Genomic DNA, 14,222 nt, shown 5'->3' on the forward strand with positions numbered 1-14,222 from the left:
GCGTCCGGGCCCGCGCTCCTTCGCGCTACAGCGCCCGCAGGTGGTGGAGCAGTCGCTCCGCCACGGTGGAGGCGTTGGGGGCGCTCAGCATCGTGTAGTGGTCGCCCGGCACCTCGTACCGGGTGACGGGCCCCGTGAGCCACGTGCTCCAGTCCGGTTCCCCGGAAGCGGTTGGCGCCGTGGCGGCCCGGAAGAGCAGCGTGGGCCCCGAGTAGCCACCACCGGGCACGTAGCCGCGCTGCGCGTCGTAGAGCCTCGAGTGCAGGTCGAACAGGCGCGCCGCGCCGTCCAGGTCCAGGCCCAGGCCCAGGTCCTTCGCGGGCGAGCTCCGGAGCTGCTCCAGGACGTAGGCGAGTTGCCCGCGTCCTTCCAGGCGTCGCAGCCGGTCCAGGTCCAGGGACAGCTCCTGCCAGGGCAGCCCGAGCGTCCGGGCGAAGAGGGCCAGCATGCCGAGCGGGTCGGCCGCGGGACGGGGCTGGGGCGTGGGCACGGTGGAGTCCATCAGGGCCAGCAGCTCCACCTGTTCTCCGGTGTGCTGGAGCTGACGCGCCATCTCCAGGGCGACGAGCCCACCGAAGGACCAGCCTCCCAGCAGGTACGGCCCATGTGGCTGCACGGCGCGGACCTGGGACAGGTAGTCGCGTGCCATCGCTTCGATGGAAGCGGGAGGCAGCGCGCCGCCGTCCAGCCCCGATGCGGACAGACCGTAGACGGGCCGGTCGTGACCGAGCTGTCGGATCAGCTCCGTGTAGCCGAGCACGCTGCCGCCACCGCCATGGACGAGGAAGAGGGGACGCGCGCTGGAGGTGCCCGCGTCCAATCGCACGAGGTTGGGGGGAAGCGCGGTGGCTTCCTGCCGCATCCGGTGCGCCAGCTGCTCCACGGTGGAGTGCTGGAAGAGGGCGGCCATGGGGAGCACCTGGCCCGTGTGTTCGCGGATGGCCGCGACGAGGCGCAGGGCGAGCAGTGAGTGGCCACCGAGGTCGAAGAAGCTGTCGGTGACGCTGACGCGAGGCACGCGCAGCACCTCCGCGAAGGACCGTGCCAGCTGTTCCTCCAGCGACGTGCGGGGCGCGACGTAGGCGCCGTCCGAGGCCGGGGAGTAGGGCGCGGGGAGGGCCTTGCGGTCGACCTTGCCGTTGGCCGTGAGGGGCAGGGCGTCCAGGCGGCTCACGGTGGAAGGCACCATGTAGTCGGGCAGCCGCTGCTTGAGGAATGCGCGCAGCTCGGCGACGTCGAGGGACGCGGGAGCGACGACGTAGGCGGTAAGTCGCTTGTCGCCGGGCACGTCCTCACGGGCCATGACGATGGCCTCGCGCACGTCGGAGTGGGCCAGGAGCGCGGCTTCGATTTCAGCCAGCTCGATGCGGAAGCCCCGCACCTTCACCTGCGCATCCGCGCGGCCCAGGAACTCCAGCACGCCGTCCTCGCGCCAGCGGCCGAGGTCGCCAGTTCGATAAAGGCGGGCACCTGGAGTGGAAGAGAAGGGATGGGGGACGAAGCGCTCCGCGGTGAGTGAGGGCTGGCCCACGTAGCCGCGGGCAAGGCCCTCTCCGCCGACGTAGAGCTCGCCCTGCACGCCCGGAGGGACGGGCTGGCCGGAATCATCGAGCACGTACACCTGCGTGTTGCCCAGGGGGCGGCCCAGCGGAACGGCAGTGCCCACCTGGGAGGCCTGAGTGAAGCGATGGCTGGTGGCGAAGACCGTGGTCTCCGTGGGGCCGTAGCCGCCGGTGACAGGGACGCCCAGTTGCTCCAGCACCTTGCGGACATGGGGAGCGGAGACGACGTCGCCACCGGTGAGCACCTGGCGCAGCGAGCGAAGCGCGGGCAGGTGCGAGTCCACCACCTGGGTGAAGAGGCCGGAGGTGAGCCATAGCGTCGTCACACCATGGCGCACCAGCACGCGCTCCAACTCATGCGGATCCGTCGGAGGGTGGGGAGGGAAGACGGCCAGCTTCGCGCCATGCAGCAGCGCGCCCCACACTTCGAGGGTGGAGGCGTCGAAGGCGAGAGGCGCCATGAGCAGCAGCGTCTCGTCAGGGCCGAAGCGGGCGTAGTCGACACCGAAGAGGGTACGGAGCACGGCCGCATGAGGCGTACCGACACCCTTCGGCCTGCCGGTGGAGCCGGAGGTGAAGTCGATATACGCGAGGCTCAGGGGTTGAGCGCTGGAAGGAGGCGCATGCATGGGCATGGCACCCAGTGACACCTCCTCCAGCACCACAGGCAGCGCGCCCTCGTGAGGCAGCTTTGGCAGCAATGCGCGAGACGTGAGGAGGACGCGGGGACGGGTGACCTCCACCATCGCGGTCAGCCGCTCATGCGGATACGCCGGGTCCAGGGGCACGTAGGCCGCACCGGCCTTGAGGATGGCGACGAGCGAGACGACCAGCTCCAGCGAGCGCTCCAGCGCCACCGCCACTCGCGAGTCCGTGCCCACTCCCAGCGAGCGCAGGTGCCACGCGAGCTGATTGGCGCGCTCCTCCAGTTGCCGGTACGTCAGCCGCGCATCACCGAATTCGACGGCGACCTTCTCAGGGAAGCGGGCCACCACGCGCGCGAAGACCTCTGGCAGCGTGGCGTCGCGCGGGAACTCGGAGGCGTTCGTGCTCCAGTCCACCAACACCTGCTGGCGCTCCGCTGACGTCAGCAGCGACACGGAATCCAGCGACGCCTCGGGCCGGGCAACGAGCCCTTCCGCCAACATGCGGAAGTGCTCCGCCATCCTTGCCGCCGTGCGCGGCTCGAACAGCGCGGTGTTGTAGCCCAGGGTCCCCGTGAAGCCTTCCGGTGACTCCGCCAAACTCAACTCCAGGTCGAACTTGGCGGTGGTGTCCTCCACGTCCAGCGGGTGCAGCTTCAGTTCATCCGTGCGCAGTGCGCGCGGGCTGTCGCTGTCCCGCAGGGTGAAGAGGACCTGGAACAAGGGACTGCGGCTCGAATCGCGAGCGGGCTTCAGCTCCTCCACCAGCCGCTCGAACGGCAGGTCCTGATGGGCATAGGCCCCCAGCGCCGTCTCCTTCACCCGGCGCAGCAACTGGCGGAACGAACCCCGCCGGTCCACCCGGGCGCGCAGCACCAGCGTGTTGACGAAGAAGCCGACCAGCCCCTCCAGTTCGCCATGCTCACGGCCCGCGATGGGCGAGCCAACGGCGAAGTCCTCCTGGCCGGAGTAGCAGGACAGGAGCACCTGCCACAGGGCGAGCAGCGCCATGAACGGTGTGGCGGCCTCCTGCTGACAGAGGGCCTTGAGCCTCCGCGAGCTCTCCCCTGACAGGCGCACGGGCACCTGGGCACCCTGATACGTCTGCACGGAGGGACGCGGCTTGTCCGTGGGCAGCTCCAACGCCTGCGGAGCACCCGCGAGCTGCCGCTTCCACCACCCCACCTGCTGCTCCAGCACCTCGCCCTTCAGCCAGTCCCGCTGCCACGCCGCGAAGTCCGCGTACTGGAGCGCCAGCGGCGGCAGGGACGACGGCTGTCCTCTCGAGAACGCCGCGTAGAGCGCTCCCAGTTCCTCGACGAGGACGCGGTTGGACCAGCCGTCCGAGACGATGTGATGCAGCGTGACGAGCAGCACGTGGCGCTGTTCGGACAGGCGCAGCAGCGAGGAGCGCATCAGGGGCGCACGCGTCAGGTCGAAGGGCCTCAGCGCCTCCTCCAGCGCGAGTCGCCGGACCTCCGCGTCCTGATCCGCAGCCGGCAGTGAACGCAGGTCCACCCGAGAGACGGTCAGCTCCGCCTGCGCATGCGGGTGCTGGACCGGCTCACCGTCCTCGCGAGCATGGAACGTGGTGCGCAGCGCTTCGTGACGGTGGACGAGCTCCCGCAGGCCACGAACCAGCGCCTCGGTGTCCAGAGGACCATCGAGCCGCAAGGCAGCAGGGATGTTGTAGTGGACGCTCCCCGGCTGGAGCCGGTCGAGGAACCACAAGCGCTGCTGCGCGAAGGACAGCGGCAGCGGCCCGGTGCGAGCCACCGCCACCAGCGGCGGACGCGGCACCGCTTGCCGGTCAAGCAACGCGGCTTCGACCCGCGCGGCCAGCGACTCCACTGAAGGCGCCTCGAACAACGCGCGCAGCGGCAGCTCCGCGCCCGTCTCCGTGCGCACGCGCGACACCACCTGCGTCGCGAGCAGCGAGTGTCCACCCAGCGCGAAGAAGTCGTCCCTCACGCCCACCCGGGGCACTCGCAGCACCTGCGCCCAGATGGCCGCCAGCCTCGCTTCCGTCTCGGTCCTCGGGGCTTCGTACGTGCCGCCGGACGTGGGCGCCTCTGGTTCCGGCAGGGCCTTGCGGTCCACCTTGCCGTTGGCGTTCAGCGGCAGCGCGTCGAGCACCACCACCGTCCCCGGCACCATGTACTCCGGCAACCGCTGGCGCAGGTCCGTCTTCAACGCCTTCGTCTCCACCGACGCGCCTGACTTCGGCGCCACGTACGCGACGAGCCGTCTCTCCTCGCCCTCTCCCTTCGCCACCACCACCGCGTCCTTCACCGCCGCATGCTGGCGCAGCGCGGATTCGACTTCGCCCAGCTCGATGCGGAAGCCGCGCACCTTCACCTGGAAGTCCACGCGGCCCAGGTACTCCAGCACGCCGTCCGCGCGGTAACGGACCCGGTCCCCCGTGCGGTACATCCGGCTGCCCGAGGGTCCGTGCAGTTCCGGCACGAACCGCTCCGCCGTCAGCTCCGGCCTCGACAGGTAGCCGCGTGCCTGCCCTTCGCCCGCCAGATACAGCTCGCCCGCGACGCCGATGGGCACCGGTTGCAGGTTCGCGTCCAGGACGTACGCCCGCGTGTTCGTCAGCGGCCGGCCGATGTTCGGCACCTCGTCGCGTCCCACCCGCGAGGCCGTGGAGTACGTCGTGTCCTCCGACGGGCCGTACAGGTTGTACAGCTTGCGCACCGTGGGGATGGCGTACACCTCCTTCGCCAGCGTCTCCGGCAGGGCTTCGCCCGCCAGGTTCACCACGCGCACGGAGGGCGGCACCGCGCCCATCTTCACCAGTTGCGCCATCGCCGACGGCACCGTGTTGATGAGCGTGACCTCCGCCTCCGGTTTCGCTTCGGCCAGGGACAGCGCGTCTCGCACCACCACCACGCTGCCGCCGCGGACCAGCGGCGCGAACAGCTCGAAGACCGACAGGTCGAAGTTGAGGCTCGTCGCCGCGAGCACCGCCTGCGTCTCCTCCTCCGTGAACGTCTCGGTGGCCCAGGCGAGGAACGCCACCGCGTTCCGGTGCGTCACCGACACGCCCTTGGGACGGCCCGTGCTCCCGGACGTGTAGATGAGATACGCCACGTTCTCCGGGTGCACTCGCGCCGGGGGCGCCGTCGCGGGCTCGTGCTCGAGGTCCGCGCCCCGGTCCAGGCACACCGCCTGTGCCGTGAAGGCGGGCAGGGACACCAGCAGGTGCGAATGCGCCACCAGGGCCGGGCTGTTCGCGTCCTCCAGCAGCCAGCCCAGGCGATCCTTCGGGTAGCGCGAATCCAGCGGCACGTACGCGCCGCCCGCCTTGAGGATGCCCAACGTGCCCACCACCACGTCCACCGTGCGCTCGACGCACAGGCCCACGCGGGACTCCGGTCCCACGCCCAGCTTGCGCAGCCGGTGGGCCAGTTGGTTCGCCCTCGCGTCCAGTTCCCGGTACGTCAGCCGCTGCGAGCCGCTCACGACCGCGACGGCGTCCGGCATGCGCCGGGCCTGGGCTTCGAAGAGGGACGGAATCGTCGCGTCGCGCGGGTACTCCGCCTGCGTCTGGTTCCACGTCACCAGCAGTTGGTGACGTTCGTCGGCCGTGAGCATGGGCAGCCGGCCCACGGCTTCGTCCGGCTTCGCCACCGCGGCCTCCAGCAGCGTGCGCAGGTGCTCCACCATCCGGGCGGCGGTGGAGGCTTCGAACAGGTCCGTGCGGTAGCTCAGCGCGCCCTGCAGGCCCTGGGGCGTCCGAGCCAGGGAGAGGGTGAGGTCGAACTGCGTCGTCTGCTCGGCCTGCTCGAGAGGCAGCAGCCGCAGCGGCGCGGATCCGACGGACTGCGACAGCGCCGGAGCATTCTGGATCGCGAGCAGCACCTGGAACAGGGGCGAGTGGCTCAGGCTGCGTCGAGGTTGCAGCTCCTCCACCAGCTTCTCGAAGGGAGCCTCCTGGTGCTCATAGGCGGCGAGCGTGGTGGCGCGCACCTGGCCCAGCAGCGCGCGGAAGGAAGCCTTCGCATCGACGTGCGTGCGCAGGACCAGCGTGTTGACGAAGAAGCCGATGAGCCCCTCCGTGTCCTCGCGAGTGCGGCCCGCGATGGGCGAGCCCAGCGGGATGTCCTCCTGGCCGGAGTAGCGCGAGAGCAGCACCTGCCATGCCGACACCAGGCCCATGAAGAGCGTGGCGCCCTCGCGCTGGCATAGCGCCTGGAGGGCCTCCGTCAGCGCTCCCGACAGGTGCACGGGCACCTGCGCGCCACGCTGGGACTGGATGCGCGGGCGCGGCTTGTCGGTGGGAAGCTCCAGCAGCGGAGGCACACCGGCGAGCTGACGGCGCCAGTAGGCCAGGTGGTGCTCCAGCACCTCGTCCTTCAACCACGCGCGCTGCCACGCCGCGTAGTCGACGTACTGGACGGGAAGGGGTGGCAGCGGCGACGGCTGGCCCGAGACATGGGCGCCGTAGAGCGCGGACAGCTCCCGCACGAGCACGCCCATGGACCAACCGTCGGAGACGATGTGGTGCATGTTCAGCCACAGCACGTGCGTCCGGGCGTCCAGGCGCAGCAGTGCCGCGCGCAGCAGGGGCCCGCGCTCCAGGTCGAACGGGCGCAGGGCTTCCTCTTGCAGCCGCTGCTTCACGACCTCGTCGGGGACCGCGCCCAGGTCCACCGTCTCCAGTGCGAAGGGCAGCGTGGGGAGGATGACCTGGACGGGCTCACCGTCCCGCGAGACGAAGACGGTGCGCAGGGATTCGTGGCGGGCGATGAGTGAGGCGAAGGACCGCTCCAGCGCGCCCACGTCCAGCGCGCCTTCCACGCGCAGGGCCAGGAAGAGGTTGTAGGCGGCGCTGCCCGGCTCCAGTTGATCCACGAGCCACAGCCGCTGCTGCGAGAAGGACAGGGGCAGCGGCCCCGTGCGAGCCACGGGGACAAGAGGCGGCGGGGGCGGCAGTGCCACCACGCCACGGCCGCGCAGCGCGCGGAGGACCTCGCGGGCCCGCCGGTGCGCCTCCGCCCAGGTGAGCCGGGTGCCCCCATGTCCGAAGGCAATCAGGTCCGGATGCAGCCGGGCCTGCGCCTCGATGAGCCCGTGCAGGGACGCGTCCTCCGCGGTCGTGGCGCCGGGCTCGCTCCAGGTGCGCGACAGCAGTTCGCGCTCCTCGAGCGTGAGCATGGGCAGCGCGGAGAGGCGGTGCTCCGGCGCGTGGACCGCACTGGCCAGCAGCGTGCGCAGGTGGCTCACCATGCGGCTCGCGGTCGCCGGGTCGAAGAGGTCGGTGTTGTATTCGAGCAGGCCCTTCAATCCGGTGGCGGTGTCGTTGAGGGCCAGGGTGAGGTCGAACTTCGCCGTGCCGCCCCGGGGCTCCAGCGGGTGGAGGCGCAGGCCCGTGGTCAGCGTCTCCGGCATGGGCGCGTTCTGGTACGCGAGCATCACCTGGAAGAGCGGCGTGCGGCCGGCGACGCGCTCCGGGCGCACGGCCTCCACCAGCTTCTCGAAGGGCACGTCCTGGTGCGCATACGCGCCCAGGGCCACGTCGCGCACGCGGGACAGCAGCTCCCGGAAGGTCGGGTCGCCGTCCAGCTTCGTGCGCAGCACCAGCGTGTTGACGAAGAAGCCGATGAGCCCTTCGAGTTCCGCGTGGTGGCGCCCCGCGATGGGCGAGCCGACGGTGATGTCCTCCTGGCCGCTGTAGCGCGAGAGCAGCACCTGGAACGTGGCCAGCACCACCATGGAGGGCGTGACGCCTTCGCTCCGGCAGAGCGCCTGCATCGCGTCCGACAGCTCGCGCGGGAACAGGAAGGGCACCACCGCGCCCCGGAACGTCTGCACCGCGGGCCGAGGCCGATCCGTGGGCAGCTCCAGCGCCTTCGGTGCACCCTGGAGCTGCGCGCGCCACCAGCCGAGCTGGGCCTCCAGTGCCTCGTCGCGCAGCCAGCCTCGCTGCCAGACGGAGAAGTCCGCGTACTGCACGGGCAGCGGCTTCAGTTGCGCGGTCCGGCCCTCGACGTGCGCGGCATACAGCGTGGTCAGCTCCTGGAGGAGCACGCCCATGGACCAGGCGTCGGAGATGACGTGGTGCATGGTCAGCAGCAGCAGGTGGTGACGCGCGCTCATGCGCACCAGGAGGACGCGCCAGAGTGGGCCGGCTTCCAGGTCGAAGACCTGACGGGCCTCGTCATCAAGCACGGAGCCGAGGACGTGCTCGGCATCGGGTAGGGCGCTCAGGTCCATCCAGCTCGCGGGCAGCGAGGCGGCCGGGGCGATGACCTGCACGGCGCCGGACGCGTGCTCACGGAAGGTGGTGCGCAGGGACTCATGCCGCTGGAGCAGGTCCCGCAGTGCGCGTGCGAGCGCGGGAACGTCGAGGGCTCCTTCGAGCCGCATGACGAACGGCAGGTTGTACGCGGTGCTCTCCGGCTCCAGCTTGGAGAAGAACCACAGCCGCTGCTGGGCGAAGGACAGGGGCAGGTCGCCGTCGCGAGGCACCGGCTTGAGCGCGGGCACGGACAGGGCAGGGCGCACCGGGCCCTGGGACTCCAGGCGGCGCGCGATGGCTTCCACGGTGGGAGCCGCGAAGAAGTCCGCGATGGACAGCTCCGCCTGGAACGTGCGCCGGATGCGCGAGAGAACCTGCGTGGCGCTCAGGGAGCTGCCGCCCAGCTCGAAGAAATGATCCTCGGCGCCGACGGTGCCGGACTGGAGGACCTCTTCCCAGAGCGTGGCGATCCGCTTCTCCGTGTCCGTGCGAGGCGGGCGCGTCCGGGCACGGGTCTGGAACGTGGAGGGATGGGGCAGGGCCTTGCGGTCGACCTTTCCGTTGGACGTGAGGGGCAGGGCGTCCAGGCGTCCCAGGACGGAAGGCACCATGTAGTCAGGCAGCCGCTGCTTGAGGAACGCGCGCAGTTCGGCGACGTCGAGGGACGCGGGAGCGACGACGTAGGCGACGAGGCGCTTGTCGCCGGGCACGTCCTCACGGGCCACGACGACGGCTTCACGCACGTCGGAGTGGGCCAGGAGCGCGGCTTCGATTTCAGCCAGCTCGATGCGGAAGCCCCGCACCTTCACCTGCGCATCCGCGCGGCCCAGGAACTCCAGCACGCCGTCATCCCGCCAGCGGCCCAGGTCGCCGGTGCGGTAGAGGCGAGCGCCTGGAGTGGAAGAGAAGGGGTTGGGGACGAAGCGCTCCGCGGTGAGTGAGGGCTGGCCCACGTAACCGCGAGCAAGGCCCTCTCCGCCGACGTAGAGCTCGCCCTGCACGCCCGGAGGGACGGGCTGGCCGGAATCATCGAGCACGTACACCTGCGTATTGCCCAGGGGGCGGCCCAGCGGAACGGCAGTGCCCACCTGGGAGGCCTGAGTGAAGCGGTGGCTGGTAGCGAAGACAGTGGTCTCCGTCGGTCCATAGCCGCCAGTGACAGGGACGCCCAACTGGTCCAGCACCTTGCGGACATGAGGCGCGGAGACGACGTCACCACCGGTGAGCACCTGGCGCAGCGAGCGAAGCGCGAGCAGGTGTGAGTCCACCACCTGGGTGAAGAGGCCGGAGGTGAGCCACAGCGTCGTCACACCATGGCGCACCAGCACGCGCTCCAACTCGTGCGGATCCGTCGGAGGGTGGGGAGGGAAGACGGCCAGCTTCGCGCCATGCAGCAGCGCGCCCCACACTTCGAGGGTGGAGGCGTCGAAGGCGAGAGGCGCCATGAGCAGCAGCGTCTCGTCAGGGCCAAAGCGGGCGTAGTCGACACCGAAGAGGGTACGGAGCACGGCCCTGTGAGGCGTCCCAACACCCTTGGGCCTGCCAGTGGAGCCGGAGGTGAAGTCGATATACGCAAGGCTCAGGGGTAGAGCGCTGGAAGGAGGCGCATGCACAGGCAGCGCATCGAGCGCCACCTCCTCCAGCACCACGGGCAGCATTCCCTCATCCAGGACGCGGCTTTTTTCCGTAGGCGCCAGCGCCGCCACGGTCAGCGTCTTCTCATCCGGGACACGGTCGTGAGCTGTGGACCCCAATACCACCGGCTGCATCCCGTCACGTGGGGCACGGTCCTGAGCCGTGGTCACCAGCGCCATGGGTAGCGTCTTCTCACCGGCGACGTGGGCTTGAGCTGCGGCTGTGCGCGGAAGCGCGGATTCAAGCCCGTGAGGCAGCTTCGGCAAGAGCGCACGTGAGGTGAGGAGGACGTGGGGACGAGCGTCCTCCACCATCGCCGTCAGACGCGCCTGCGGATACGCCGGATCCAGCGGCACATAGGCCGCACCGGCCTTGAGGATGGCGACGAGCGAGACGACCAGCTCCAGGGAGCGCTCCAGTGCCACCGCTACCCGCGAGTCCGTGTCCACGCCCAGCGAGCGCAGGTGCCACGCGAGCTGATTGGCTCGCTCCTCCAACTGCCGGTACGTGAGCCGCGCATCCCCGAACTCGACGGCGACCTTCTCCGGGAAGCGCGCCACCACGCGCGCGAAGACCTCTGGCAGCGTGGCGCCGCGCGGGTACTCAGACTCCGTCGCATTCCATTCCACCAGCACCCGCTGGCGCAGCTCGGCCGTGAAGGGCGCCACAGGGTCCCGTGGCTGCTCCTTCCACTCACGCGCGACGTCCTCCAGCGGAACCGTGGGCACGGCCCGCGTGCGGGACTCCTGCGACTTGCGCGGCGCCGGGACCGGTTGCCCCTTTCCCGCGAGTGCCTCGTCAATCAGGCGGGCCACCGCCTCCAGCGAGGGAGACTCGAACAGGCGCCGGAGCGGCAGCTCCACCGAGAAGGTCTGGCGAATCCGGCTGAGCGCCTGCGTGGCCAGCAGCGAATGGCCGCCCAGGTCGAAGAAGTGATCGTTCGCCCCGACGCGCGTGACGCCGAGCAGCTCCTGCCACAACCCCGCCAGACGCTGCTCGGTGGGCGTGCGTGGCGCGACGTACTCCCGAGGATCACTCCCCGCCAGGTCCGGAGCGGGCAATGCCTTGCGGTCCACCTTGCCATTCGTCGTGAGCGGAAGCGCGGGCAGCACCACCACGGCCGAAGGCACCATGTACTCAGGCAGCGCGTCCTTGAGCGCCGCCCTCAGCTCGGAACCCTGAGCGGTGACACCGTCGCGGAGCACGACGTAGCCCACCAGCCGCTTGCCAGCGGGCCCGTCCTCGCGCGCCAGCACCACCGCGTCCCGCACGGGAGACAGCTTCGCCAGCGCGGCCTCCACCTCGCCCAGTTCGATGCGGAAGCCACGCACCTTCACCTGCGCGTCCGCGCGGCCCACGAACTCCAGCGTGCCGTCCTCGCGCCAGCGCACCACGTCGCCCGTGCGGTACAGCCGTGCACCTGCTTCGCCAGAGAACGCATCCGGCACGAAGCGCTCGGCCGTCAGCGCGGGCCTGCCCGCGTAGCCGCGAGCCACGCCCACGCCGCCCAGGTGCAGCTCGCCCTTCACGCCCACGGGCACGAGCCCGCCCCGGGCATCCAGCACATACACACGCACGTTGGCCAGCGGCCGGCCGATGGAGGGCACGCGTCCGTCCGCCGTGCACTCGGTGAGCGTGGCCATGACCGTCGCTTCCGTGGGGCCGTACGTGTTCACGAACGTGCGGCCCGGAGCCCAGCGCGCCACCACCTCCGGGGGCAGCGCTTCACCTCCCGAGATGACGGTGCGCAGCGCGGGCAGTCCTTCCGGCGCCGTGGCCGCGAGCGTCGCGGGCGTGAGGCTGATGACGGTGAGGGCCTCATCGCGCAGCAGCTTGCGCAGCGGCTCGCCGGGCATCAGGTCTTCCAGCGGTGCCAGCACCAGCGTCGCGCCGCTGCACAGCGTGGTGAAGATCTCCTCCACCGACAGGTCGAACGACAGGCTGGCGAACTGGAGGACGCGGCTGCCCGGCCCGATGCCATACGCAGTGGCTTCATGTGCAACCAGGTTGCACACGCCACGGTGTTCGATGGCGGTCCCCTTCGGAGTACCCGTGCTGCCCGACGTATAGAGCACGTACGCCAGATTCCGGGGCCCCACGCCGGAGGCCGGAGCCAGGACGCTCTCCCCCGCGAGCCCGTCCCGCTCCGCATCCAGACACAGCGCCCGCGAGCGCATCCCTTCCGGAAAGCGCTCCAGCAGCGGAGCCTGCGTCACCAGTACACCCGCGCCGCTGTCCTCCAGCATGAAGGCCAGTCGCTCACGCGGCAGCAGCGGATCCACCGGCACCCAGGCGCCGCCCGCCTTGAGGATGCCCAGCAGCCCCACGGCGACGTCCAGCGAGCGCTCCACGCTCAAGGCCACCCGGGCCTCCGGTCCCACGCCCCGGCGCCGCAGCGCATGAGCGAGCTGGTTGGCCCGTGCATCCAGTTGCGCGTACGTGAGTGACCTTCCCTGGAACTGGACCGCCACGGCATCCGGCGTCCGCTGCACCTGCGCTTCGAAGAGCGAGTGCAGACACCGGTCCTCCGGGAAGGGCGCGGCGTTCCCGGCCCACTCGCGCTGGACCCGCATTGCCTCGGCGGCGTCCATCAGCGGCAGCTCGGACACGCGCAGGCCCGGATCCGCGACCACGCCCTCCAGCAGCGTGCGCAGGTGCGCGAGCAGCCGCTCGATGGAGCCGGGGTCGAAGAGGTCCGTGTTGTACTCCGCCGTGAGGCGCATGCCCTGCTGGGGCAGCTCCATGGCGATGAGCGACAGGTCCGTCTTGCTGGTGCGGCTGTCCACCGGCTGCGCGTCCAGCACGAGCCCCGGCAGTTGCAGCGGCGGCAGGGGCGCGTTCTGCAGCGTCAGCGCGACCTGGAAGAGCGGATTGACGCTCAGCTGGCGCTCCGGCTTCAGCGCGTCCACCAGCTTCTCGAAGGGCACGTCCTGGTGCGCGTAGGCCTCCAGCGTCGTCTCCTTCACGCGGGCGAGCAGCCCCCGGAACGACGGCTGCCCGGACAGGTCCGAGCGGAAGGCGAGGTAGTTCGTGAACAGGCCGATGAGCCCTTCCAGCTCCACGCGGCCACGGCCCGCCACGGAGGTGCCCACCACCACGTCCTGCTGGCCGCTGTAGCGCGACAGCAGCACCTGGAAGCCCGCCAGCAGCACGCCGAAGAGCGTGTTCCCCTCCGCGAGCGCCAGCGCCTTGAGGGACTCCACGAGCGGTACGGGCAGCATCGCGTTGATGCGCGCACCGCGTCCGGAGGGGACCGCGGGCCGGGGCCGGTCCGTGGGCAGCTCCAGCACCGCGTCCGGATCCAACCGCTCGCGCCACCAGCCCAGGTGCGACTCCAGCACCTCACCGCGCAGGGACTCCCGCTGCCAGGCGGCATAGTCGCCGTACTGCATGGGCAGCGGCGGCAGCGGTGAGGGCTTCCCTTCCGCGAGCGCCGGATACAGCGCGCTCAGCTCGCGCACCAGCACGCCCATGGACCAGCCGTCGGTGATGATGTGGTGCAGCTTGAGCAGCAGCACGTGCTCCAGCGCATCCAGCCGGTACAGCACGGTGACCAGCAGCGGTCCCTTCTCCAGGTCGAACGGCTGGCGCGCCTCGTCCGTGAGCAGGCGCTGCAACTCGGCCTCCCGCGCGGAGGCGGGCAGCGACTGGAGGTCCACCACGGGCAGCGCCAGGTCCAGCGTCGGCGCGATGTGCTGCAGGGGCCGTCCGTCCTGCTCGATGAAGGTGGTGCGCAGCGGCGCGTGACGCTTCACCAGCGCCTGGAGGCTGGCGCGCAGCACGGCCACGTCGAGCACGCCGGAGAACCGCACGCGGACCGGGATGTTGAAGGCCGCGCTGCCCGGGCTCAGCCGGTCCTGGAACCACATGCGTTCCTGGCTGAAGGACACCGGCGCATGCGTGGGCCGGACTTTGGTGCGCAGCAGCTCCGCCAGACGCGCGCGCTTCTGCTCCGGCGTCAACCCCGCGCCGTTACCTTCCGTCTCAAATGTCCCCATGTTTTTGAGAATAACCCGTCAGCAACGGGGGCTGGGTGAAACCCGGCCTCGGCGTTATTCCCGGTTATTTCGACGCGGCGCACCCGGCAGGATGCGCCATGAAACAAGGTGACGAGGTCTCGAAACGGGGCAT

At 70.6% G+C, this 14,222-nt stretch carries 1 protein-coding gene; it reads right to left on the minus strand.

Translation table 11 applies throughout. The features are described 5' to 3' along the window. Nucleotides 1–25 precede the first annotated feature (25 nt). The gene (locus JYK02_RS03100; protein WP_207048343.1) at nucleotides 26–14,089 is read right to left on the minus strand and encodes a non-ribosomal peptide synthetase; all 14,064 of its coding nucleotides are present in this window, start codon (nucleotides 14,087–14,089) and stop codon (nucleotides 26–28) included. Nucleotides 14,090–14,222 lie beyond the last annotated feature (133 nt).

The organism is Corallococcus macrosporus (genome assembly GCF_017302985.1).
Lineage (GTDB): Bacteria > Myxococcota > Myxococcia > Myxococcales > Myxococcaceae > Corallococcus > Corallococcus macrosporus_A.

Excerpts from the sequence above, each read along its gene's own strand:
- JYK02_RS03100 (WP_207048343.1), bottom strand. The coding sequence starts at position 14,089 with ATGGGGACATTTGAGACGGAAGGTAACGGCGCGGGGTTGACGCCGGAG.